21 protein-coding genes and 1 pseudogene are annotated in these 22,247 nt (G+C 73.6%); 12 read left to right on the top strand and 10 right to left on the bottom strand.

The window, feature by feature from the left end; translation table 11 throughout:
- Position 1: 1 nt before the first annotated feature.
- Positions 2 to 739 carry a pentapeptide repeat-containing protein gene (locus H288_RS0104110; protein WP_245274465.1) on the bottom strand — a complete coding sequence of 246 codons (738 nt, stop codon included), beginning with the start codon at positions 737 to 739 and terminating at the stop codon, positions 2 to 4.
- Between the two features lie 763 nt (positions 740 to 1,502).
- Here H288_RS0104110 and H288_RS0104105 point away from each other — a divergent pair.
- From H288_RS0104105 to H288_RS0104090, 4 genes are all read left to right on the top strand, one after another.
- Entirely contained in the window at positions 1,503 to 1,910 is a 408-nt protein-coding gene (locus tag H288_RS0104105) for a helix-turn-helix transcriptional regulator (protein ID WP_012321411.1), read from the top strand.
- A 177-nt stretch (positions 1,911 to 2,087) separates the two neighbouring features.
- Positions 2,088 to 3,266, top strand: a complete 1,179-nt coding sequence (metK, locus tag H288_RS0104100; RefSeq protein ID WP_020091324.1) for a methionine adenosyltransferase — start codon at positions 2,088 to 2,090, stop codon at positions 3,264 to 3,266.
- A 315-nt stretch (positions 3,267 to 3,581) separates the two neighbouring features.
- Complete coding sequence (locus H288_RS0104095) at positions 3,582 to 4,319, top strand: tRNA (guanine(46)-N(7))-methyltransferase TrmB (protein WP_020091323.1); 738 nt, start codon at positions 3,582 to 3,584, stop codon at positions 4,317 to 4,319.
- 172 nt (positions 4,320 to 4,491) lie between these two features.
- Entirely contained in the window at positions 4,492 to 6,207 is a 1,716-nt protein-coding gene (locus tag H288_RS0104090) for an HWE histidine kinase domain-containing protein (protein WP_051123710.1), read from the top strand.
- 25 nt (positions 6,208 to 6,232) lie between these two features.
- Here the strand turns inward: H288_RS0104090 and H288_RS0104085 are convergent, their stop codons facing one another.
- Positions 6,233 to 7,087, bottom strand: a complete 855-nt coding sequence (locus tag H288_RS0104085) for a hypothetical protein (protein ID WP_020091321.1) — start codon at positions 7,085 to 7,087, stop codon at positions 6,233 to 6,235.
- 299 nt (positions 7,088 to 7,386) lie between these two features.
- On the opposite strand from H288_RS0104085, the gene H288_RS0104080 reads away from it, so the two are divergent.
- The 4 genes from H288_RS0104080 (at position 7,387) to H288_RS0104065 (ending at position 11,076) form a co-directional block, all read left to right on the top strand.
- Positions 7,387 to 7,986, top strand: a complete 600-nt coding sequence (locus tag H288_RS0104080) for a superoxide dismutase (RefSeq protein WP_020091320.1) — start codon at positions 7,387 to 7,389, stop codon at positions 7,984 to 7,986.
- A gap of 200 nt (positions 7,987 to 8,186) precedes the next feature.
- Entirely contained in the window at positions 8,187 to 9,713 is a 1,527-nt protein-coding gene (gene murJ / locus H288_RS0104075) for a murein biosynthesis integral membrane protein MurJ (RefSeq protein ID WP_020091319.1), read from the top strand.
- A gap of 71 nt (positions 9,714 to 9,784) precedes the next feature.
- A complete protein-coding gene (locus tag H288_RS0104070) occupies positions 9,785 to 10,462 on the top strand; it encodes a haloacid dehalogenase type II (protein ID WP_020091318.1) in 678 nt (225 codons plus the stop codon).
- Positions 10,463 to 10,728: 266 nt separating this feature from the next.
- Positions 10,729 to 11,076, top strand: coding sequence for a hypothetical protein (locus tag H288_RS0104065; RefSeq protein ID WP_091676443.1), 348 nt, complete (start codon positions 10,729 to 10,731; stop codon positions 11,074 to 11,076).
- 54 nt (positions 11,077 to 11,130) lie between these two features.
- Here the strand turns inward: H288_RS0104065 and H288_RS0104060 are convergent, their stop codons facing one another.
- The 3 genes from H288_RS0104060 to H288_RS0104050 form a co-directional block, all read right to left on the bottom strand.
- The gene (locus H288_RS0104060) at positions 11,131 to 12,888 is read right to left on the bottom strand and encodes a carbamoyltransferase C-terminal domain-containing protein (RefSeq protein WP_020091316.1); all 1,758 of its coding nucleotides are present in this window, start codon (positions 12,886 to 12,888) and stop codon (positions 11,131 to 11,133) included.
- A 177-nt stretch (positions 12,889 to 13,065) separates the two neighbouring features.
- Positions 13,066 to 14,268: a Na+/H+ antiporter NhaA gene (gene nhaA, locus H288_RS0104055; RefSeq protein WP_020091315.1), complete on the bottom strand. Its 1,203-nt coding sequence runs from the start codon at positions 14,266 to 14,268 to the stop codon at positions 13,066 to 13,068.
- A gap of 54 nt (positions 14,269 to 14,322) precedes the next feature.
- Positions 14,323 to 14,964: a TlpA disulfide reductase family protein gene (locus H288_RS0104050; RefSeq protein WP_020091314.1), complete on the bottom strand. Its 642-nt coding sequence runs from the start codon at positions 14,962 to 14,964 to the stop codon at positions 14,323 to 14,325.
- A 42-nt stretch (positions 14,965 to 15,006) separates the two neighbouring features.
- Here H288_RS0104050 and argH point away from each other — a divergent pair, with 42 nt between their 5' ends.
- From argH to H288_RS0104035, 3 genes are all read left to right on the top strand, one after another.
- Positions 15,007 to 16,386, top strand: coding sequence for an argininosuccinate lyase (gene argH / locus H288_RS0104045; RefSeq protein ID WP_020091313.1), 1,380 nt, complete (start codon positions 15,007 to 15,009; stop codon positions 16,384 to 16,386).
- A gap of 250 nt (positions 16,387 to 16,636) precedes the next feature.
- Positions 16,637 to 16,918 carry a hypothetical protein gene (locus H288_RS0104040; RefSeq protein ID WP_020091312.1) on the top strand — a complete coding sequence of 94 codons (282 nt, stop codon included), beginning with the start codon at positions 16,637 to 16,639 and terminating at the stop codon, positions 16,916 to 16,918.
- Between the two features lie 108 nt (positions 16,919 to 17,026).
- A complete protein-coding gene (locus tag H288_RS0104035; RefSeq protein WP_020091311.1) occupies positions 17,027 to 17,755 on the top strand; it encodes a hypothetical protein in 729 nt (242 codons plus the stop codon).
- 8 nt (positions 17,756 to 17,763) lie between these two features.
- Here H288_RS0104035 and H288_RS0104030 read toward each other — a convergent pair whose 3' ends face one another.
- The gene (locus tag H288_RS0104030; RefSeq protein ID WP_020091310.1) at positions 17,764 to 18,051 is read right to left on the bottom strand and encodes a hypothetical protein; all 288 of its coding nucleotides are present in this window, start codon (positions 18,049 to 18,051) and stop codon (positions 17,764 to 17,766) included.
- A gap of 407 nt (positions 18,052 to 18,458) precedes the next feature.
- On the bottom strand, positions 18,459 to 19,136 hold the full coding sequence (locus H288_RS0104025) for an HAD family hydrolase (protein ID WP_020091309.1): 678 nt from the start codon (positions 19,134 to 19,136) through the stop codon (positions 18,459 to 18,461).
- Between the two features lie 199 nt (positions 19,137 to 19,335).
- On the opposite strand from H288_RS0104025, the gene H288_RS0104020 reads away from it, so the two are divergent.
- A complete protein-coding gene (locus H288_RS0104020; protein WP_020091308.1) occupies positions 19,336 to 19,656 on the top strand; it encodes a hypothetical protein in 321 nt (106 codons plus the stop codon).
- A gap of 41 nt (positions 19,657 to 19,697) precedes the next feature.
- Here H288_RS0104020 and H288_RS0104015 read toward each other — a convergent pair.
- From H288_RS0104015 to H288_RS0104005, 3 genes and pseudogenes are all read right to left on the bottom strand, one after another.
- A pseudogene (locus H288_RS0104015) lies at positions 19,698 to 20,180 on the bottom strand (PAS domain-containing protein); the annotation flags it as partial.
- A 333-nt stretch (positions 20,181 to 20,513) separates the two neighbouring features.
- Positions 20,514 to 20,678: a hypothetical protein gene (locus tag H288_RS35550; RefSeq protein ID WP_020091306.1), complete on the bottom strand. Its 165-nt coding sequence runs from the start codon at positions 20,676 to 20,678 to the stop codon at positions 20,514 to 20,516.
- Between the two features lie 9 nt (positions 20,679 to 20,687).
- Positions 20,688 to 22,214 (bottom strand): FAD-dependent monooxygenase, encoded by a 1,527-nt coding sequence (locus H288_RS0104005; protein ID WP_020091305.1) that lies wholly within the window; start codon positions 22,212 to 22,214, stop codon positions 20,688 to 20,690.
- Between the last annotated feature and the right edge of the window lie 33 nt (positions 22,215 to 22,247).

Genomic DNA, 22,247 nt, shown 5'->3' with positions numbered 1-22,247 from the left:
ATCAGCGCCGCAATCCCCGTTCCCCCTCCGGATCGGCCTCCGGCCGGTCCGTCTCCTCGAGCGTCTCGAGCCCGTCGAGGGCGACCTCCAGGGTCGGGCCGCGCCGGACCTCCAGGAGGCCGCGCACCCGCACGCGCCGGCCCTCGAGCGAGGCCGCACTCAAACCACGGGCGCGCATCATTCGCCAAGTGCGTTTCGATACTGTCACCGTGAGGCCGTCCGTGCCGCGGGCCGCGAAATCGAGATAGGTGCGCGCGCCGCGCTCGCCGACATGGCGGATTCGGCCCTCCGCGACGACGAAATGTCCGACCTTCTCCCGGAGCGCCGGGCCGTCCTCCGCCGCAGGGCGCGCCGCGCCCCAGAGGCCGAGCCCGCGCGCGCGGGCGGCCGCCTCCACGAGGCGCAGGCCGGGCCGGCACAGCGAATCGGCCTCGTTCGCGTCCGCGTACGCGAGGCCGGCCCCGATGAGGCCGCCCGCCAGATCCGCGCCCGCCAGATCCGCGCCCGCCAGATCCGCGCCCGCCAGATCCGCGCCCGCCAGATCCGCGCCCTCCGCGATGTCGCCCTCCGCGACCAGGAGGTCGGCCCGCGCGCGCTCCCACCGGTCGGGCTGCCCGCGGGGAACCACCGTGACCCGGGCGCCCCGCCGGGTCTCGAGCCAGGTCCGCGCGGCGGACGCGGCCTCCGGCGTGTCCGGCCAGCGCAGCGAGTCCAGCACCGCCCGGAGGCCCGAGACCATACGGATCTCCCCGCGGGGCCCGATTTCCGCCACTACCTCGTCGCGCGCCGGCCCGGTCGCGCACGCCGACGGCCCGGCGCGCGACGCGGCGCGTGCCGGACAGGGCACCGCAGCGGCGAGCGCCGCCGCCATCAAGGTCGCCATCGAGGCCGCCAGCGGGCGTCCCCGCACGACCGCCGCGCGCCCGCGCATCGGTTCCCCCCGCGATCGCGGGCTCCGGCACCGCGCCCCACCGGTCGCGGTTGGCCTCGGCCGGCGAGAATGCTATGGAGCGCCGGTCGTCTCCGTAGCTCAGCTGGACAGAGCACAGGTTTCCTAGAAGGTTCAATTGGGCGTCGCGCCGGGAAACCGCGCGACGGATCCGCTCAAAGTCGGGGAAAGCTTCCGGCATCGACGCGCCGCCGTCCGATGCTCTGCCGATCCCGAGCCAAGCCCGCGCGGCGCCCCGGCGTTCTGTGGGAAGGTGTAGAGACTAGACGGGCGGCACCTACCGGTTGGATGCAGTCCAGCCCACGGTGAAGGGATAGTCCAGGCCACGAACGCGGACCTTCGGGGCGCGGCGGCGAAAGCCGAAGTGGTATGAAACCTGGGGTCGCAGGTTCGAGCCCTGCCGGGGACACCAAGTTGTCTATTCTTGCAGATCTCCCGGCCGCAGAGCCGTGAGCAAATCGTCCACCACGTCGAACGCCTGCCGGTGACAAGTACCGAGGGGCGCGCTAAGCTTTGCCGCCAGGATTCATGGCAGGGGGTGGACGAGCACTTCATGGCGGGCCAGAAGACCGATCAGCGCGACGTCTATGTCGGGCAACGCATCGCCGAGCAGCGCCGCAAGGCATCGCTCACACAGCGCCGCGTCGCGCAGAGCTTCGGTATGTCTGCAGCTCAGCTCCAGAAGTACGAGAAGGGAACCAACCGGATCAGCGCCGTCCATCTCGACATCTTCTCGCGCATGACCGGCGTGCCGATGGATTACTTCTTCAAAGGGATGCCCCGGAACGATGACTTCATCGCGCCGGGCTTCAGCGAGCGCGAGCAGTCGACCCTGTCGGAAGCCGGGTTGAAGGGGCTGGCGGAAGTCGTGGGCCGCCACATCACCGAGAACTTCTCCGAGGAGGCGCGCCGCGACGTGGCCGACGCCATCCGGGCCCTCGAGAGCAAGCTCGGCGGCTGAGGGCAGGGGCGGGCCCCGGGGCGTCGCGCGATCGTTTTTCCGGTCGCTTCGTCCGGTATAGCGGATCCGTTCGTTCCTCCATCTTGACCGGCCCCCGGCCGGGTGCGAGAACCCCGGCCCCATGAAGGGTCAAACGCCGCGATCGCGACGGCGTACCTCTGCAGCCGAGGCCGTCCGATGCCGCGTTCCAACTACCTGTTCACCAGCGAGTCCGTGTCCGAGGGACACCCCGACAAGGTCTGCGACAGGATCTCGGACACCGTGGTCGACGCCTACCTCGCGGCGATGCCGGAGGCGCGGCTCGGCGTCGAGACACTCGCCACGACCAACCGCATCGTCATCGCCGGCGAGGTGCGCGGACCCGATTCGGTGACCTTCAAGGACCTCGAGGCCCTGACCCGCGAGGCCGTGAAGGATATCGGCTACGAGCAGTCGGGCTTCCACTGGAAGAACAACGACGTCGCGATCCACCTGCACGCCCAGTCGGCCGACATCGCCCAGGGCGTGGACGCGGCCGGCAACAAGGACGAGGGCGCGGGCGACCAGGGCATCATGTTTGGCTACGCCGCCGACGAGACGCCCGAGCTGATGCCGGCGCCGATCTTCTACGCCCACAAGATCCTCAAGGACCTCGCCGACGCCCGCAAGGCGAAGCAGGGCGACGCCGCCAAGCTCGGCCCCGACGCCAAGAGCCAGGTCACGGTCCGCTACGAGAACGGCCGCCCGGTCGAGGTGACCCAGATCGTGCTGTCGACCCAGCACCTCGACGAGTCCCTCGATTCCGCGGACGTCCGCGCCATCGTCGAGCCCTACATCCTGAAGGCGCTGCCGCAGGGCTGGGTCAACGAGGGCACGGTCTGGCACGTGAACCCGACCGGCAAGTTCGTGATCGGCGGCCCGGACGGCGACGCCGGCCTCACCGGCCGCAAGATCATCGTCGACACCTACGGCGGCGCGGCCCCGCACGGCGGCGGCGCGTTCTCCGGCAAGGACCCGACGAAGGTCGACCGCTCGGCGGCCTACGCGGCGCGCTACCTCGCCAAGAACGTGGTGGCCGCGGGCCTCGCCAGCCGCGCCACGATCCAGCTCGCCTACGCGATCGGCGTGTCGAAGCCGCTCTCGATCTACGTGGACCTGCACGGCACCGGCACGGTCGACGAGGCCAAGCTCGAGGCCGTGCTGATGGACGCCATGGACCTGTCGCCCCGCGGCATCCGCACGGCGCTCAGCCTGAACAAGCCGATCTACGCGCGCACCTCGGCCTACGGCCATTTCGGCCGTGCCCCCGAGGCCGACGGCGGCTTCTCGTGGGAGCGCACCGACCTCGCCGGCAAGCTGAAGTCGGCGCTGGCCTGAGGGCGGCTTCCGCTCGGCCCCGGGCCGACGCGCGGGCCGGAGATCGGCGGCGCGCCGGGGTGACGTGAAGGCGGTGCGGGCGGTGCTTTGAGCGCCGCCCGGTCCCGGATGCTCCGCGGCCCCGCGGCCCGTGTTCCCGATCGGGCGCTGGCGGCGCGGTGCGTTCGGCGCCGCGGCGTCCGCGCGGGTGCCGCGCCACCCGATCGTGCCGCGTCGCGGCGTGCCGGGCGTGCTGTCCCGGACGGCATCCCACCGACGCGCCCCGTCTCCGGTCGTGACCCGGGACGCGTCCCATCTCCGAGGTAGACTGAGCCGGTGGACACCGACGCCCCTGGACGCTCCGACCACCCGGTCGAGGAGCCGGAGCGCGCCTTCTTCGGGCGCCGCAAGGGCAAGCGCCTGCGCGGGCAGCAGGAGCGCCGGCTCGCCGAGCTGCTGCCGAGCCTGCGGGTCGACCTGCCGCCGGGCGACGCGATCCTCGATCCGCGCGCGCTGTTCCCCGCCATGCCGGCGCCGCCGGAGGCGCTGTGGCTGGAGATCGGCTTCGGCGGCGGCGAGCACCTCGCCGCCCAGGCGGCCGCGCATCCGGCCGTCGGCATCATCGGCGCCGAGCCCTTCGTCAACGGCGTGGTCAAGCTGCTGGCGGCGATCGAGGCGCGTGCGCTGCGCAACGTCCGCATCCGCGACGAGGACGTGACCGCCCTGCTGGCGCGCCTGCCGGATGCCTGCCTCGACCGGGTCTACCTGCTCTATCCCGATCCCTGGCCCAAGCGGCGGCAGCGCAAGCGCCGGTTCGTCTCCGACGCGTCGCTCGCCGAGATCGGCCGGGTCCTGAAGGACGGCGGCCTGTTCCGCTTCGCCAGCGACATCGACGACTATGCCGGCTGGACGCTCGTCCGGGCCGCGCGGTGCCCGGTCCTCGCCTGGACGGCGCGGGACGCGCGGGACTGGACGCGGCCGTTCCCGGGCTGGCCCGGCACGCGCTACGAGGCCAAGGCGCTGGCAGCGGGCCGCCGGCCCACCTATCTGGAATTCGCCCGCCGCCCCCGCTGAGAGCCCCCGCGGTCGGGTCGCGCGGGTGCCCGGTCGCCGCAGGCGGAGCGGAACGCCTTGCCACAGTCACGCTCGGGCGCCATCCTCAGGGCCCGCCGCGGTCCGTGATCGTGGCGGGAGGGGGCTCATCTCCGGCGGGAGCGCGCCACGGCGCGTTCGAGGATTCTTCCGAGTGAATGAGAGGGTGGGTCAGGACCCGGCGGCGGAGGACCCGTTGCGCGCCGGCTTCGACGAGGCCGCGATCGGCCTCGCCGTGCTGTCGGCGGACGAGGCGGGGATCGTCGCCGCCAACCGGGCCCTGCACGATCTCGCCGGCTGGCCGCCCGGCACCCTGCCCGGGCGCGCGGCCGCCGAACTCCTGGGCGAGGGGCCGGAGGGGCTCCGGGACGGTCTCCAGGTCTGGCGCCGGGCGGACGGCACGCCCCTCGACGTGCGGGTCCGGCGCGCGGGCCGGACCCTGGCGGTCGAGACGGTCGACGTGGACGCGGCGGCCCATTCCGAGGCGAACCGCGAGGCCCTCGCGGCCGCCGGGCTCGGGGAATGGCGCTGGGACCGCGCGACCGGCCTCCTCACCCTGTCGCGCCGCGCCGCCCGCATCCTCGGGCGCCCGCCGGGCCGTTCCGTCTCGTGGGAGGAGCTGAAGACCGGCCTGTCGCCGGCGGAGCTCGCGCGCCTGAGCGCACTGATCGCCGAGGCCGACGGGACCGACGAGCCCTACCAGTTCGACACGGCCACGACGGTGGCCGGGCGGACCGTGATCCTGCGGGTGCGGGGGCAGGCCGTGCCGGGCCCCGACGGCGCGCCGATCGGCATGGTCGGCGTCCTCCAGGACATCACCACGCGGGTCGAGGCCCGGGACGAGATCCTGTCCCGCGACCAGCGCCTGCGGGTCGCCACCACGGTCGCCCGGCTCGGCATCTTCGAGTGGCACATGCTCGAGGACCAGGCGATCTGGGAGAACGAGCACATGTACGAGATCTTCGGGCACGCGCCCGAGGACGGGACGATCGGCAAGACCGAGTTTCTCAACGACATCCTCCACCCGGACGACCGCCCCGCGGTCCGGCGGGCGATCTCCCAGGCGCTGCGGGAGGACGGGGACCTGCACATCAGCGGCCGGATCCGGCGCAAGTCCGACGGCGTGTGGCGCACGATCGACATGGCCGGCCGGTTCGAGCGCGACGCCCCCGGCCGCCTGCCGCGCCGCCTGATCGGCGTCGTCGCGGACGTGACCGACCGCCGGGTCGCGGAGGAGCGCCAGAGCCTGCTGATCCGCGAGCTGCACCACCGGGTCAAGAACACGCTGGCGACCGTCCAGGCCATCGTGGGCTCCACCGCGCGGACGGCGTCCAGCATCGAGAGCTTCTACGAGGCCTTCGTCGGGCGGATCAAATCCCTGGCGCACACGCACTCGGTGCTCACCGAGGACACGTGGCAGACGGCGTCGATCGCCAATCTCCTGCGCAACGAGCTGAAGCCCTACGCGGAGGTGGCGCCGGACGGCGCCGCCGAGGGGCGCATCAGCCTCGACGGGCCGGCGATCGACCTGCCCTCCGAGATCGCGGTGCCGATCGGCATGGCGATCCACGAGCTCACCACCAACGCGGCGAAGTACGGGGCCCTGTCGAACCGCACCGGCCGGGTGGCGGTGGAATGGTCCCTGGAGCCCGGCGGCCCGGCCGGGATCCTGCGGTTCTCCTGGCGCGAGACCGGCGGGCCGCCGGTCGCGCCGCCGAGCCGCCAGGGCTTCGGCTCGCGCCTGCTGCAGCGGGTCCTGATCACCCAGGTCCAGGCCGAGGTGACCACCGACTACGCCCCCGGGGGCTTCTCCCTGACCATGCGGGCCCCGATCCCGCCGCGCAACGACAGCCTCAACCCGCTGGTGTGACGCCGCGGCCGTCCCCGGGGCGGGTTCACGCCGCGCCGCGGGTTCCGGACTCGCCGCCGCCGTCAACGAAGGCTTTCAGCTCGTCGAGGGACGCGAAGGTGAAGCGGCCCTGCGGCGTCTCCGCCTCGATCGAGCCGTCCTCGAACATCACGTAGGTGTTGCCGCCGGAGGCGTAGCGCCCCACGACGGTGCGTGGGGCGGCCGGCGGGGCCGGCTCGGGCTCGGGGGGCGTGTCGAGGCTCGGGCGCAGGGCCGGCGCCTCGTCCGCGGCTGCCTTCTCGGGCTCTTCCCGCAGCGGCGGCTCGGGGGCGGCGAACAGGTCGTCCTCGGGCGCGATCGCGCGCTCGGTCGGCGCGTCCGGCTCGGGGCGGCGGTCCGCCTCCGGGACGAGGACGGGCGGGACCGCGTGCGCCGGCTCGGCCGGAACCGGCTTCGGCGCTTCGACCGCGCCGGGTTCCGAGAAGGGGGCGCGGGCCTCGTCGGCCCGGAGCTCCAGGCTCGGCTCGATCCGGGGCCGCTCGGGATCGAAGGACGGCTCGACCACCGACGGCACGATGAAGGCGGGCGCCGCCGGCAGGACCGGCGGCAGCCGGGTCCGGCCCTCGTCGACGGGGGCCGGTGCCGATGCCAGTGCCGGCGCCGCGGCGGGGGCCGGCCGCGCGCCGGCCGCCGGGGCGCGCCCGAGCGCGCGCTCCACCCGCCGGAACCCGAGCGCCACGACGCCGAGGCCGAGCAGCACCGCGCCCGACGAGGCCGCGACCGATCCCGCGATCACCATCGCGAGCCCGCTCTCCAGACGCACGTACGGGAAGCCCTGGATCACGGCGGCGCAGCCCCCGATGATCATGGCGGCGGCGAGCGCGAACAGCGCAGCGATCATGGTACTCTCTGACACGGGCCGGCTGACGGCCGGCGCTCAAGGCGTGCCGCACAGTAAGGCCTAGCCGTCATATTGCAAAACTCGGGACCGAGATGCCGGGGAAACCGGAATAGTCCGGATCTGCGCCGGCTATCTCCGGGTCGGCCGAGCCGCCGCGTGCCGGCGATCTGCGGAACTTCCCGCGCCGCCGTGGCGGAACGGCGTTGCCGTCCCGCGGCCACCGACTTACCTAGCGGGCTCTCGACTCGGGAGCCCCCGCCGGGGACGAGGCCGCCCCCTGCTAAGCGGAGATAGACGCGATGACCTTCACCCTGCCGGAACTGCCCTACGCCTACGACGCGCTGGGGCCGTACATGTCGAAGGAGACCCTCGAGTTCCACCACGACAAGCACCACAAGGCCTACGTCGACACGGGCAACAAGCTGCTTGAGGGCACGGATCTCCAGGGCAAGAGCGTCGAGGAGATCGTCAAGGCCGCCTACAACACGAATCAGCCGCTCTTCAACAACGCCGGCCAGCACTACAACCACATCCACTTCTGGCAGTGGATGAAGCCGAACGGCGGCGGCGCGATCCCGGGCGCGCTGGCCAAGAAGATCGACGAGGATCTCGGCGGCGCCGAGAAGTTCAAGGCGGACTTCATCCAGGCGGGCGTCGGCCAGTTCGGCTCGGGCTGGGCGTGGCTCGCCGTCAAGGACGGCAAGCTCGCGATCATGAAGACCCCGAACGGCGAGAACCCGCTGGTCCACGGCGCCAAGCCGATCCTCGGCGTCGACGTGTGGGAGCACTCCTACTACATCGACTACCGCAACCGCCGTCCCGACTACCTGAAGGCGTTCATCGAGAACCTCGTGAACTGGGAGCACGTGGAGAAGATGTACGCCGAGGCGACCCGCTGAGGCGTATCGCCGGTGCCGCGGATCCTGTGTCCGCGGCACCCTTGAGGTGGCGCACGAAACCGGCTCTTGATGCGCGCGACGCCGGCTGACCCGGTGCAGATGGGGCCGGCCATTTCCTCTCGATCGACACGCGCGACGCTTCGACCGTGCTCCCGCCCGCCCCCGTTGCGGGGGGAGGTGGTGGGCGAGCGCCCCAACCCATGATCCGCTCGATCCTGTCGGTCGGCGGCTGGACCCTGGTCTCCCGCGTCACCGGCTTCGCCCGCGACGTGGTCATGGCCGCCGTGATGGGCGCCGGGCCGCTGGCGGACGCCTTCGTGGTCGCCTTCCGGCTCCCGAACCATTTCCGCGCGATCTTCGGCGAGGGCGCGTTCAACACCGCCTTCGTGCCGGCCTATGCCGGGCTCGCGGAGGCCGGCGAGCCCGGGGCGGCGCACCGCTTCGCCGACCGCGTCTTCACCCTGATGCTGATCGTGCAGCTCGTGCTGCTCAATCTCGCCCTGCCGGCCATGCCCTGGGTGGTCCACGCCCTGGCGCCGGGCTTCGCGGAGGACGGCGAGCGCTTCCAGCTCGCCGTGGCGCTGACCCGCATCACCTTCCCGTACCTGCTGTTCATGACGCTGGTGACGCTGCTGTCGGGCATCCTGAACGCCCACCGGCACTTCGCCGTGGCGGCGGGCGCCCCGGTCCTGCTCAACCTCGCCATGCTGGCGGCCCTGGGGTTGAGCTTCCTGTTCCCGAACGCGGCCTACGCCGCCGCCTGGGGCGTCGCGGTCTCGGGCGTGCTCCAGTTCGGGCTGCTGTGGTGGGGCTGCCGCCGCGTCCGCGTGATGCCGGACCTCGCGGTGCCGCGCCTCGATCCCGCGCTCAAGCGCTTCTTCGTCGTGCTCGGGCCCGCGGTGATCGGCTCGGCCGGCTTCCAGATCGCGGCCTTCGCCGACACGATCATCGCGAGCTGGCTGCCCACCGGGGCGGTCTCGGCGCTCTACTACGCCGACCGGCTCTACCAGCTGCCCTTCGGCGTCATCGCCATCGCGGCCGGCACCGTGCTGCTGCCCGAGATGAGCCGCCGGATCGCGGCCGGCGACGTCGCCGGCGCCCACGCGGCACAGAACCGGGCCGCGGGCTTCTCCCTGGCCCTCTCGGCGCCGTTCACCGTGGCGTTCCTGACCATCCCGGGCCTGATCATGGCGGCGCTGTTCCAGCGCGGCGCCTTCAGCGCCGAGGACGCGGCGCGGGCGGCCTCGGTGCTGGCGGCCTACGGCCTCGCCCTGCCGGCCGTCGTGCTGGTGCGCAGCGCCGTGGCGAGCTTCTACGCCCGCCAGGACACCAGGACGCCGCTCTGGGCCTCCCTGACCGCGATCGGCGTCAACGTCGCCCTGAAGCTGTGGCTCACCGGCCCCTACGGCGTCACCGGCCTCGCGCTCGCCACCGCGGTCGCCCAGTGGGTGAACCTGCTGCTGCTGCTCGTCCTGGCCAAGCGCCGGGACTGGACGGCGCCGGGGCGCACGCTCGGCCTCACCGTCGCGGGGGTGGCGCTGGCCTGCCTCGGGCTGGCGGCGGTCGCCGTCTACGGCCAGGGGCTCGTCCAGGCGCTGGTGCCGGCCCTGCCGCACGGGCGTGACCTCGTCGTCCTGGCGGTGCTGGGGCTCGTCGGGGCCCTGGTCTACGGCGGCCTGCTGGCGGGCCTGCTGCACCTGTTCGGCCTGCGCCTGCGCCGGGCCTGAGTGACCCGGCCGGGCTCGCCGCCGCGCGGGTCCGGCCCCAGATCGGGCGAGAGCACCCAGTGAGGACCGCCATGACCGACGCACCGAATCCCCTCGCGGGCGTGAAGGCCGCGGTGTTCGACGCCTACGGCACGCTGTTCGACGTGAACGCCGCGGTCCAGCGCTACGCCGAGGCGGTGGGGCCGGACGCCGCCCACCTCTCCGAGGTCTGGCGCAACAAGCAGCTCGAGTACAGCTGGACCCTGTCGCTGATGGGCCAGTACGCCGCCTTCTGGGACCTCACCGTGCGGGCCCTCGACTACGCCCTGGCGGTCCACCCGAACGTCGATCCCGGCCTGCGCGAGCGGCTCCTCGACGCCTACCGGGACCTCGAGGCCTACCCGGAGGTCCCGGGCGTGCTGGCGGCCCTGCGCAAGCGCGGAATCCGCACCGCCGTCCTCACCAACGGCAACGCCGCCATGGTCGACCGGGCGGTCGCCTCGGCGGGGCTGGCCGACCACCTCGACGCGGTCCTCTCGGTGGACGACGCGCAGGTGTTCAAGACCCATCCCGACGCCTACCGGATCGCCCTGACCCGGCTGGCGGTGGGGCAGGGCGACGTGCTGTTCTGCTCGTCGAACCGCTGGGACGTGGCGGGGGCGGGGGCCTTCGGGTTCCGGACCGCCTGGGTCAACCGCAGGGGCCTGCCCGACGAGTACGCGGATCTGGCGCCCACGACGGTGGTGGGATCTCTCGACGGGCTGCTCTGAAGGGGGATCTGCGGCAGCCGCGTCCGGCGCGGGAAATGCCCATTCCGTCCTTGCGAGCGCAGCGAAGCAATCCAGGGACACGGCTGCATCCGGGCAAAGCGCGCTGCCCTGGGTTGCTTCGCTGCGCTCGCAAGGACGAAGCGGATATCGCGCCGCCACGGGCCTCCGCCGCGGCTTATCTGGTACACGATCGAATTGGCCCACTTCGCGGATTCTTAATCCTCCCGGTGTTGGATCATCCTCAACACGAACGGGAGATGTTTCGCGTGTCCTTGAACGGTTCCTTCACGACGATCCGCGCTGGGGCCGCAGCCCTCGCGGTCACCCTGGTGCTCGGGGCGGTCGCCCCGGCCACCGCCCGCGACCAGACCGGCGCCATCGTCGGCGGCCTCGCGGCCGGCGTCGTCGGCGGCATGGTCGGCAGCGCCCTCGTCAACGGCGCGAACCAGCCGCCCCCGCCGCCGCCGGAGTACCGCCCGCGCCGGGTCGTGGTCGAGGAGCCCGAGACCATCGTGGTGCGCGAGCGCCGCGGCCCGATCTGCCACTACGAGCGCCGCAAGGAGTGGCTCGGCGACGGCGAGTTCACCTACCGCCGCGTCGAGGTCTGCGAGTAAATCGCGTCCGCGGTTATCGGACCGGCGCCGCGTCCCCCGGGGGCGCGGCGCGTCTCATTTCACGACCAGCCAGTCCTCGACCACGAGGGCGTCGAGGCCGGTGGTATAGAACATCAGGATCGCGTCCTCCGCGCCGTGGAGGATCGGCTTGCCCATCACGTTGAAGCTCGTGTTGAGCAGGATCGGCACGCCGGTGATCGCCGCGAAGGCGCCGATCAGGGCCGCGTAGGCCGGGTTGCGCGCCGCCGTGACGCTCTGGAGCCGGCCGGTGCCGTCTTCGTGCACCACCGCCGGCACCCGGGCGCGGACCGCCTCGCGCCAGACCAGGGTACGCTCCATGTAGGGGCTGTCGGCGTAATCCTCGAACCAGTCCGGCCCGGCCTCCGCCAGGATCGACGGCGCGAACGGCCGGAACGCCTCCCGGTACTTCACCTTGGCGTTGAGCGCGTCCTTGGCGCCTTCCGGCCGCGGATCGGCCAGGATCGACCGGTTGCCGAGCGCCCGGGGCCCGAACTCCGCCCGGCCCTGCACCCAGCCGACGAGGCCGCCCTCGGCCAGGATCCGCGCCGCCGCGCGGGTCGCCTCCGCGTGGCCGACGCGCCGGGCCCGGGGCTCCTGCTCGGCGAGCCGCTCCATCGGCGCCGTGGAGACCCGCGAGCCGAGATAGGGCGTGAGCGGCCGGGCGGCGGGCGGCGGACCGGCCCAGCCCGGATTGTCCTCCGCGTAGGCGAGCCACGCGGCGCCGACCGCGTTGCCGTCGTCCGCCGGGGCCGAGGGCACGTGCAGCCGGGTGAAGCCGGACCGGCCGAGCACCCGGCCGTTGTAGGAGGAGTTCAGCCCGCAGCCGCCCGCGATCACGAGGTTCTCTGACGGCGCCAGCGCGTGGGCCTCGGCCACCAGCGCGTCCATCAAAGTCGCGAACAGGTCCTGGCCGCAGCGGGCGAGGTCGGGCCAGCCGTTCTCCAGGGCATCGGCCGGGCGGCGGGCGCGGATCTCCGCGGCGACCGCCCGGATCGTCTCCGCGTCGGCGTAGCGCAGGCGGTGGCCCTCGACCGTGCAGAGCCGGCCGAGCAGGGCGGCGAGGTCCGGGTCGGGCCGGCCGTAGGGGGCGAGCCCCATGATCTTCCACTCCTCGCCCTTCACCTGATCGAAGCCGGCGAGGTCGGTGATCAGCCCGTACAGGAAGCCCAGCGAGCCGCGCCCGCGGTGGCGGCGCAGCTCCGTGATCCGGCCGCCCTCCAGGCGGTAGATCGCCGCCGCACCGGTCTCGCCCATGCCGTCGACCACCAGGGCAGTGGCCGTCTCGAAGGGGCTGCCCCAGAGGCCGTAGGCGGCGTGGCAGAGGTGGTGGGGGTAGCGCCGCTGCCCGGCGATCGTCGCCCGGGGCGCCGCGCCGGTGATCCGCGCCTCCTGGTTCAGGGCCAGCAGGGTGCCGTGGCCGGCCCGCTCCTGGGCGCCGTGGAGGTCGGCGATGAACACCCGCTCGGCCTGCTCGGGCACGAAGGAGCGGTTGAGCGCCGTGGTGTGGGCGGCGAGCGCCATCAGGTCGAAGGCCCCGGCACCGGCCTGGCCGCGCAGGAAGTCGGTGAATTGCGGGCCCCAGGTCGAGGCGACGACGAGTTCCGAGCCCGGCGGGACGTGCGCCTTCAGCAGTGCGGCCATCTGCGACGGGGCGTCCGGCTCGCAGTTCGGCGCGCGCTTGTACTGCAGGGCGCGCTCCGCCGCCTCGGCGAAGAGCAGGGTGCCGTCGGGCCCGACCAGGGCGAGGGCCGGGTCGTGGAAGGTGGTGGCGAGGCCGAGATAGAAGCGCATGCCCACGGGGGGTAGCGCATTTTCGCGCCGGACGGAGCCCGGCACGTGCGCGAGGTGCCGTCCTTGCGCCGCCGTCATTGCGAGCGGAGCGAAGCAATGACGGCGGCGCCACGCTTCCCGATGTTCCGCTGCACTGGGTTGCTTCGCTGCGCTCGCAATGACGAAGCGCGCCGCCCGCTAGTGCGGGGCGACGCGGCGCTTCGCGACGAGGAGGATCGCCGCGCCGGCGAGTCCCGACAGGGCCGAGCCCGCGAGCACGCCGAGCTTCACGGCGGTCTCGTGCTCCGGGTCCGGGAAGGCGAGGCCGCCGATGAACAGGCTCATGGTGAAGCCGATGCCGCACAGGACCGCGACCCCGTAGACCTGCCCCCAGCCGGCCCCGGCCGGGCGCTTGGCCCATCCCAGCGCCACGGCCAGCCGCAGGCTCGCGAACACGCCGGCCTGCTTGCCGAGGAACAGGCCCGCCGCGATGCCGAGCGTCACCGGCTGGAGCAGGGCCTCGGGGGTGAGGCCGGAGAGGTCCACGCCGGCATTGGCGAAGCCGAAGACCGGGACCACCCCGTAGGTGATCCAGGGGGCGAGGGCGTGCTCCAGCCGGTGCAGGGGCGAGTGCGCGTCCTCCGGCCGGCCCGGGCTGACCCGGATCGGGATCGTGAGCGCGAGCAGCACCCCCGCGATCGTCGCGTGGATCCCGGAGCGCAGCACGAGGACCCACAGCACGAGGCCGAGGAGCCCGTAGGCCGGGAGCCACCCGATCCCCGCCCGGTTGAGGCCGTAGAGGGCGGCCAGCACCGCGGCGGCGAGCGCCAGCATGGTGAGGTCGAGGCCGGAGCTGTAGAACAGCGCGATCACCACCACGGCGCCGAGGTCGTCGACGATGGCGACCGCGCTGAGGAAGATCTTGAGGGAGACCGGCACCCGCGACCCGAGGAGCGCGAGGACGCCCAGCGCGAAGGCGATGTCGGTGGCGGCCGGGATCGCCCAGCCCCGCAGGGTGCCGGCCCCGAGATTGGTGAGCGCGTAGAATGCGGCCGGGACCGCCATGCCGCCGAGCGCGGCGATGCCCGGCAGGACCCGGTCGGGCCAGGTCCGCAGCCGCCCGTCGAGGGCCTCGCGCTTGATCTCCAGGCCGACCAGCAGGAAGAACCCGGCCATCAGGCCGTCGTTGATCCAGTGCTGCACGCTCATCGGGCCGAGTTCGGCGTGGAGGGCGTGCGCGTAGGTGTCCGCGAGCGGCCCGTTGGCGACGACCAGCGCCAGGGCCGCCGCCGCCATCAGGATCAGCCCGCCCGCCGCCTCGCCGGCGAGCAGCGTGCGGATGATCGAGAGGGGGCGGGGCCTCCGCCTCGGAGGGGCGCGGTCAGGTGCGGGCGAGGTCATCGCGACACGCCTTGCCGCGCATCGGAGACGCGCGCAACCGCGCGGCCGCGACCGTTACGACGTCCGCCCCAGGGCCGCGCGGATCAGCGCCAGCCCGTCCGCGCTCGACCACGCGGCCGGCCCCTTCATCACCCCGATCGTGCAGCCCTGCGCGTCGACCAGCATCGTGGTCGGCAGGCCGGGCGATTGCGTGTCGCGCTGGAGGATCGGCAGCACGCGGCCGCCGGGATCGGCGTAGAAGGCGAGGTCGTGGATGCCCGCCTGCTTCAGCCATTCCGACGGCTTCTCGAGGTTGCGCGTGTCGACGTTGATCGCGACGACCTGGAAGTCGGGCCCGCCGAGCTGCGCCTGGAGCCGGTCGAGGGCCGGCATCTCGGCCTTGCAGGGCGCGCACCACGTCGCCCAGAGATTCACGAGGAGCAGCCGGCCCCTGAGGTCGGCGAGGCCGGTCTCGGCGCCGTCCGGCCCCTTGAACCGGATGTCCGGCGCGGGCCGGGCCTGCGGCGGGGCCTGCATGGCGGCGACCTCGCCCTTCGCGGCCGCATCGACCCGGGCGAGCGCCGGCTTGGCGGCGGCGCAGGGCTGAAGGGCGCCGCCCGTGTTGCCGGGCAGGAGACCGCTCCCGTATAGGGCGAGGCCGAGGACGGCGAGCGCGGCGACGCCCGCGCCGGCCAGGATGGGCGTGCGGCCGGGCATCAGGCTCGGGCCTCGGGACGGTCAGGGCGCGGAAGGATCGACATGAGCAACCGGATGTGGGGCGGCCGCTTCGCGAGCGGCCCGGCGGAGATCATGGAGGAGATCAACGCCTCCATCGGGTTCGACAAGCGCCTCGCGCCCCAGGATATCCGCGGCTCGCTGGCGCATGTGGCGATGCTGGGCCAAGCCGGCATCCTGCCGGCGGAGGATGTGGCCGCGATCGAGGCCGGGCTCAAGTCCGTGCGCGACGAGATCGAGGGCGGCACCTTCGCGTTCAAGCGCGAGCTCGAGGACATCCACATGTCGGTGGAGAGCCGGTTGACCGAGATCGTCGGCCCGGCCGCCGGCCGCCTGCACACGGCGCGCTCGCGCAATGACCAGGTCGCCACCGACATGAAGCTCTGGGTGCGCGACACCCTCGATTCCCTCGACCAGCAGGCCGCCGACCTGCAGCGCGCCCTCAGCCAGGCGGCGCTGAAGCACGCCGGCACCGTGATGCCGGGCTTCACCCATCTCCAGTCGGCCCAGCCGGTGACCTTCGGCCATCACTGCCTCGCCTACGTCGAGATGCTGGCCCGCGACCGGGGCCGGTTCCGCGACGCCCGGGCGCGGCTCAACGAGTGCCCGCTGGGCGCCGCCGCGCTCGCCGGCACCTCCTTCCCGATCGACCGGCACGCCACCGCGGCGGCCCTCGGCTTCGACCGGCCGACCGCCAACTCCCTCGACTCGGTCGCCGACCGCGACTTCGCCCTGGAGGCGCTGGCGGCGGCCTCGATCTGCGCCGTGCACCTGTCGCGCTTCGCCGAGGAGCTGGTGGTCTGGACCTCGGCCCAGTTCAACTTCGTGCGGCTGTCGGACGGGTTCACGACCGGCTCGTCGATCATGCCGCAGAAGCGCAACCCCGACGCCGCCGAGCTGGTGCGCGCGAAGAGCGGCCGGATCATCGGCGCGCTGACCGGCCTGCTCATCGTCATGAAGGGCCTGCCGCTCGCCTACTCGAAGGACATGCAGGAGGACAAGGAGGGCACCTTCGACGCCCTCCAGGCCCTGTCCCTGTGCCTCGCCGCCATGACCGGCATGGTGAAGGACTTGGAGCCCAACGCCGAAGTGCTCGGCCGCGCCGCCGGCTCCGGCTACGCCACCGCCACCGACCTCGCCGACTGGCTGGTGCGCGAGCTCGGCCTGCCGTTCCGGCAGGCGCACCACGTCACCGGCCGCCTCGTCGGCGCGGCCTCCGCCAAGGGCGTCGGCCTCGAGGCGCTGTCGCTGCCCGAGATGCAGGAGGCGGAGCCGCGGATCACCGAGGCGGTCTACGCGGTGCTGGGCGTCGAGAACTCGGTGGCGAGCCGCACCAGCTACGGCGGCACCGCGCCCGACAACGTCCGGCGCCAGGCGCAGGCCTGGATCGAGCGGCTGGGCTGAGCCGCCGCGGCCGACGGCGACCGGCGCCGGCTGGCGCTTCGCGCCGCTAGCCCCCGAGGGTTGCCGGGGGGCTGCGGCCCGCCGCTCCGACCGTGGGGTGGCCCCGGTCGCCTCGGACCGGGGATCGGGCCCCGCTCATCCACAGGACCGCTCAAAATTGTGCATTGCAACCCTCGGCCCGCCCGCGCGTTCACCGTCTGGCTAAGTCCGCTCAGCTACAAGCTTCGCCGTCTGGATCGGAGTTCGCAGGATGCCTGTCGAGAGTTGGCTGAACACGGAGGAGGTGCCGGATTTCGCGGCGCACGCCACGGCGATGATCGACGCCGCCCTGACCGGTTCGGGCCTAACGCGCGAGTCCTACTGGGCCGCCGTCCGCAAGGGCTACAACACCCCCTACAACGATCCGCCCCGCCAGCGCGCCGCGCCGGCCCGGCCGAACGCGATCGCGGTGCCCGCCGGCCCGGCGGTCGAGCCGCTGCCGGTCCCGGCCGGCGTCATCGCGGCCCGGGCGACGGAAGCCCGCGCCGTCTGATTGTCGACGGATCCCGCCCCGCCATCTTGCCGACGTTTTACGCAAGCTTCACTAATCCCGAACCCCGGTCCGGCTCCTGACGGAGCCGCCCGTCGTCAGGAAGTGAAGATGGTCCGCGTCCCCCGCTCGCTCCCGGTCGGAGCTCTCGCCCTGCTCGCCTCCGGGCTGGTTACCGGCCTCGTCGGAGGTGTTCTCGGCGGGACCTGCCTGGTCGCGACGGCGGCCCACGCCCAGGACGCGGCGGCGGCCCCGGACGCCGGCGGTGGCGACGCGGCCCCGTCGCGGCGCGGGCGGCGGCACGGCCGCGAGCGGAGCAAGCGCGCCGAGAAGAAGACCGCGACCCCGCCGGGGATGCAGCAGGCCACCCCGGTGGCGATCTTCGGCGACTGGAACGTGTTCGTGAACGGCGACGGCCGCAACAAGCTCTGCTACGCGATCGCGCAGCCGCAGACGCGCTCGCCCAAGACCCTGAAGCGCGACACCGCCTACCTGTTCGTGAGCGTGCGCAAGGGCGAGAACATCCAGAACGAGGTGGCGGTGATGCTGGGCTTCCCGTCGAAGCCCGCGGCCTCCCAGGTCAAGCCCGGCTCCGCGGCCGCGCCGACCGACCCGAGCCTCAACCTCGGCGCCAGCCGCTACGGCCTCGTGGTCAAGGACGGCAATGCGTGGCTGCAGAACCCCGCCGAGGAGGCGCGGGTCGTCTCCGAGATGAGCGCCCGCAACCCGAAGATCATCATCAAGGCCACGTCGCTGCGCGGGAACCCGACGAGCGACGAGTACGCGCTCGGCGGATTCGCGGAGGCCATGAAGCGCACCCGGGACGAGTGCAGCAAGTAGCGGGCGGGTCAGGCCCGCCGCAGCGCGGGCCGGTGCGCCCGGTCGGGGGGCCGGGTCCGGGCGCTCATGCGCGCGCGGGCCGCGCGGGCGGCCTGCTCGGCCGTGCGGAACACGGCGCCGTCGAGCCCGTCGAAATCGCGCGCGGACGAGAAGAACCGGACGCCGCGCCCCTCGGGAACGGCGATCCCGGCGGTGACCTCACCGATCTCGATCACCCGGGCGGGTTCGCTCGGGCCGAGGGCCGGGTCCGCGAGGTGGGGACGGTCTTCGGGTTTGTACTCTGCGAGGCTGTGCATCGGATCGGGAACTCCCTGGGCCGGCCGGTCGCCGTGCCGGATCGCGTTGGCTGCTGCGGAGGATCGACGGGGCTCAGCGTCGACAGCGCCGGCGGGCGGCGGGGCAGCAGGGGGCGATCGGGAGCGGGTATCGTAGGGACGATGTGCGAGTGACCATCGGACGTCCTCCAGACTGAAGGACCGCGCGGCGCGGGGCCGGCGCAGTGCTTTAGCGTTTGATCACGCGGCGCAAGCTACGCTTCTCAAAGGACCGCGGCCGGTCCTGTCGCGCACCCGAAGTGCGCGGCCGGGCCGGCATCCCTGAAGATGGGCGCGGCACGGCGCACCGTCAACGGAACGGACTTCCGATTTCGAGGGCCGGCCTGGCAGGAAGCCGGTCCCGGGCGCGCGTCCGGGAGGCGGATCGTTCAGGCCGCGGCGATCACCGCGGCGAGGTCGGAGAAGTCCGAGAAGATCCGGGCCGCGCCGGCCTCCGCGAGCCCGGCGCCCGCCGGGTCGTGACCCCAGTGGCCGCCGCCGGTGAAGCCCGCGACCCGCATGCCGGCGCTCCGGGCCGCCGTGACCCCGGGAACGCTGTCCTCGATCACGAGGCAGGCCGCCGGAGCGACGCCCATCCGCTCGGCGGCGAACAGGAACAGGTCGGGGAAGGGCTTGCCCCGCGCCACCTGCGCCGAGGAGAAGACGCGGTCGCCGAACAGGGGGAGCAGCCCGGTCAGCGTCAGGGAGTGGCGCAGCCGCACCGGGTCGCTGCTCGACGCGACGCAGACCGGCAGGCCCACGGCGGCGACCGCCTCGGCGACGCCGCGCATCGCCCGCAGCTCCGCGTCGAACAGCGCCAGGGTCTCGGCCTTCACCGCCTCGACGAACCCGTCGGGCGCGGTGACGCCGTAGTCGCGGGCGATATGCGCCATGATCGAGGGCATCGCGGTGCCGGTGAAGCGCGCCCGCACGGTGGCGAAGTCGATGTCCACGCCGATCCGGTTGAGCCCGGCCGTCAGGCAGGCGAGGCTCAGGGGCTCGCTGTCCACGAGGACGCCGTCGCAATCGAAGATCACGAGGCCGAGATTCGTCGCGCGCGCGTCCAAGGTCGACCGTTCCCCGCACGGCCCGCCGCCGCCGGGCGACCCTGTGGCACGGGCCCGAGGGCCCCGCAACCGCGCGGATCGACGCTCGCCCCGGGCACTGACCGGGTGCTTGCACCTTGCGGCGCGGCCCCATACTCCCGGGGCGGGCGCGCCGATCCGGCACCCACGGCCCGTAAGGCAAGGCTCAGAAGGCCCCGCGATGTTCCGCTTCCTGGCCCGCGTCCTGGGCTTCCTGCTGATGGCCGGCGGCTTCGTCGCGCTGGTCTACGACGGCGCCCGCTCCATCGCCAACAACGGGCTGCGGGTGACGCCGCTCTCCGACGTGATCGCCACCCTGTTCAAGGACAAGGCCAGCGCCCTGCAGGGCAGCGTGGAGGGGGCGGCGCCCTGGCTCTGGCACATCCTGGGCCTGCCGCTCACCCTGGCGCCGGCCTCCCTGATCGGCCTCGGCCTCGGCGCGGTCCTGCTCTGGCTCGGCCAGCCGGGCCGCGAGCCGATCGGGTTCCTGACGAAGCCCTGATCCGACGAAGCCCTGATCCTCCGGGCGGCCTAGCGGGCCGCGAGCTTGGCCTCGGCCTCGGCCAGGGCGGCCTTCAGCCGCTCGATCTCGGCGGTCAGCGCGTAGTGCTCGCTGACGTCGAGCTGCGAGGCGAAGAAGTAGACCACCCGTCCCGCCTCGTCCCGCACCGGGCCGACGTAGAGGGCGTTCTGGAAGGTCGAGCCGTCCCTGCGGTAGTTAAGGAGGTCGACCCGGATATCCTCCTCCCGCCGGACGGCCGCGCGGAGGCGGTCGACGGCCGCCGCCTCGGTGTCGGGCCCCTGCAGGAAGCGGCAATTGCGGCCGACCACCTCCATCCGGGTGTAGCCGGTGAGTTTCAGGAAGGCGTCGTTCACGAAGACGATCGGGTTATCGTGCTGGGCCGGATCGGTGATGATCATCGGCATCCGGGTCGCCCGCACGGCGGCCGCGAAGGGATCGCCCCGGTGCGCCTCCGCCTTGAGGTCGTCCGGCACGTGGCTCGTGGCGGTCCCGCCCGTCTCCATCCGGATCAGCCCCTCACAGCGCCGCGCAGGGCGGCCGTCCGACCCGCGTCGTCGGGGCACCAAGCCGGAATTTGCCCGCGCGGTCCAGTCTCTCGCGGCGCGGTTCGCGGAGGGCGGGCGCCGAACGTCGTCCGGCGGTCCCCGCCTTCCCGTGTCGGGCGGCGCCCAAGACCGGGAGGCGGGCCGCTGGCGCACCGCTTCGCGGGGGCATGCCACCAGCAGGCCCCGGCCAAGAAGCTGGCCAAGAAGCTGGCCAAGAACCGGGCCAAGAACCGGGCCAAGAACTCGGCCGGCTGTTGCGGCCCGGCGGGAACCGGCGGCGGCGCCCGAGCCTCACGGGCTCCGGCTGTCGGGCCGCGTCTGCGGGCCCGGCACCGGGGCGCCGGCGGCGCCCCGCAGGGGCGGCGTGCTGTTCGGGCTGCGCAGCACGATCAGGACGCTGCCGAGGACCGAGAGGGCGAGGGCGGTCACGAGGAGGATGAAGAGCCAGCGGGGCATCCGGGGCGGTTAGCACATCGGAGCCGGCGCGCCGAGCGGCCCGGCCGGTGACGGGCCGAACCAGCGGCCCACCGCCTCCCGCAGGCCGTCGAGGGCCGTTGCCGCGCCCGTCCAGGCGACGCAGCCGTCGGGGCGGACCAGCGTCGAGGGCCCGTCCGGGACCGCCACGCAGCTCACCCGGCCCGTCGCCGCGGCGACCATCCGGGAGGCCGCGCCGTCGGCGCTGCCGTCGACGAGGAGGCCCCGGCCGTCCTGCATCGCGCCGTAGAGCGTCGCGCCACCGGCGCCGAGCGGCCCGTCGCCGGCCATCCGGCCGACCGCGTCCTCGGGCGAGCCGAGATCGTACCGGGCGCTCAGGCCGCGCATCAGGCCGCCGAGGATCCGGCTGACCTCGTCGCTCTCCAGGAGCCGCGCCATCAGGTCGCGCAGCGCGCCCGATTGCGGATCGGGCCGCAGGATCGCCGCCTGGGCGCGGGTGTTGGCCGTGACGGCCTCGGCCACCGGGCGCCGCTCAGCCGTGTAGGTATCGAGCAGGGTCTCGGGCATCTCCCCGCGCAGCACGGCGGCGAGCTTCCAGCCGAGATTGGCGGCGTCGCCCAGGCCGAGGCTCAGGCCCTGGCCGTCGAAGGGCGCGTGGACATGCGCCGCGTCGCCGGCGAGCAGCACGCGGCCCCGGCGGTAGGTGTCGACGAGGCGCGTGTTGTCGGCCCACCGGTTCGCGACCGCGACCCGGGCGACGCGGACGTCCGTGCCGCTGACCCGGCGCAGCGCGGTCTCGATCTCGTCGCGCGTGACGGGCGCCTGCCGGTCGGCCGGCGGGCCGCTGAAATCCAGCATGAACAGGCGGCGCGGGAACGGCCCGTGGCCGTAGACGCCCCCCGGCCCGCGGTGCCAGCCGACCGGCAGCGCGCCGGCGGGATCGTCGAGATCGGCGATCGCCTGGTACATGGTGAGCGTCGGCGGCGTGCCGGGGAAGGCGAAGCCGGCCATCTTGCGGACCGCGCTGCGGCCGCCGTCGCAGCCGACGAGATAGGCGCAGCGGACGCGCGCGTCGCCCGTCGGCGTGGTCCAGGCCACCTCGACCCTGTCGGCCGCCTCCGTGAAGCCCGTGAGCGTGCAACCGCGGCGCAGGTCGATCCCGAGCGCCGCGGCGCGGTCGAGCAGCATGGCTTCGAGGCTCTGCTGATCGACCGCGCGCATGCGCCGGTCCGGCTCCGCCTGCGGGCCGCGGCGGATGAACAGGAAGCCGAAATGGCCGCTGAACTGCGCCCCGCGCGGGCCGCCGCCGACCTGACCCGGCAGGCGGTCCATCGCCGCGAGGCTCCGCGCCTCGGCGGCCTCGATCGCCGCGCCCATCCCCCGCCGCTGCAGCGCCTCGACGCCCAGGGGGCCGAGCCCCAGCGCCTTGATGGTGGTGCTCGGCTCGGTGAGGCGCTCCAGCACCCGGACGCGCGCGCCCCCGAGGGTCAGCTCGATGGCTGTGAGGAGCCCGACCGGACCGGCTCCAACCACGACGACGTCGACAGGCTCATCCATGGACTTAATCGATTTCTATACTCAGTCCATGAA

This window comes from Methylobacterium sp. 285MFTsu5.1 (genome assembly GCF_000383455.1).
GTDB lineage: Bacteria > Pseudomonadota > Alphaproteobacteria > Rhizobiales > Beijerinckiaceae > Methylobacterium.
The sequence above is the reverse complement of the archived record's forward strand: the minus strand, read 5'-3'. Positions and strand labels throughout refer to the sequence as shown.

Bases quoted from the DNA above. Each gene is read 5' to 3' on its own strand.
- H288_RS0104080 (WP_020091320.1), top strand. From the start codon at position 7,387: ATGACCTTCACCCTGCCGGAACTGCCCTACGCCTACGACGCGCTGGGG.
- metK (WP_020091324.1), top strand. From the start codon at position 2,088: ATGCCGCGTTCCAACTACCTGTTCACCAGCGAGTCCGTGTCCGAGGGA.
- H288_RS0104035 (WP_020091311.1), top strand. From the start codon at position 17,027: ATGGTCCGCGTCCCCCGCTCGCTCCCGGTCGGAGCTCTCGCCCTGCTC.
- argH (WP_020091313.1), top strand. From the start codon at position 15,007: ATGAGCAACCGGATGTGGGGCGGCCGCTTCGCGAGCGGCCCGGCGGAG.
- H288_RS0104050 (WP_020091314.1), bottom strand. From the start codon at position 14,964: ATGCCCGGCCGCACGCCCATCCTGGCCGGCGCGGGCGTCGCCGCGCTC.
- H288_RS0104070 (WP_020091318.1), top strand. From the start codon at position 9,785: ATGACCGACGCACCGAATCCCCTCGCGGGCGTGAAGGCCGCGGTGTTC.
- H288_RS0104040 (WP_020091312.1), top strand. From the start codon at position 16,637: ATGCCTGTCGAGAGTTGGCTGAACACGGAGGAGGTGCCGGATTTCGCG.
- H288_RS0104060 (WP_020091316.1), bottom strand. From the start codon at position 12,888: ATGCGCTTCTATCTCGGCCTCGCCACCACCTTCCACGACCCGGCCCTC.
- H288_RS0104020 (WP_020091308.1), top strand. From the start codon at position 19,336: ATGTTCCGCTTCCTGGCCCGCGTCCTGGGCTTCCTGCTGATGGCCGGC.
- H288_RS0104085 (WP_020091321.1), bottom strand. From the start codon at position 7,087: ATGATCGCTGCGCTGTTCGCGCTCGCCGCCGCCATGATCATCGGGGGC.
- H288_RS0104110 (WP_245274465.1), bottom strand. From the start codon at position 739: ATGGTCTCGGGCCTCCGGGCGGTGCTGGACTCGCTGCGCTGGCCGGAC.
- nhaA (WP_020091315.1), bottom strand. From the start codon at position 14,268: ATGACCTCGCCCGCACCTGACCGCGCCCCTCCGAGGCGGAGGCCCCGC.
- H288_RS35550 (WP_020091306.1), bottom strand. From the start codon at position 20,678: ATGCCCCGCTGGCTCTTCATCCTCCTCGTGACCGCCCTCGCCCTCTCG.
- H288_RS0104030 (WP_020091310.1), bottom strand. From the start codon at position 18,051: ATGCACAGCCTCGCAGAGTACAAACCCGAAGACCGTCCCCACCTCGCG.
- murJ (WP_020091319.1), top strand. From the start codon at position 8,187: ATGATCCGCTCGATCCTGTCGGTCGGCGGCTGGACCCTGGTCTCCCGC.
- H288_RS0104005 (WP_020091305.1), bottom strand. From the start codon at position 22,214: ATGGATGAGCCTGTCGACGTCGTCGTGGTTGGAGCCGGTCCGGTCGGG.
- H288_RS0104105 (WP_012321411.1), top strand. From the start codon at position 1,503: ATGGCGGGCCAGAAGACCGATCAGCGCGACGTCTATGTCGGGCAACGC.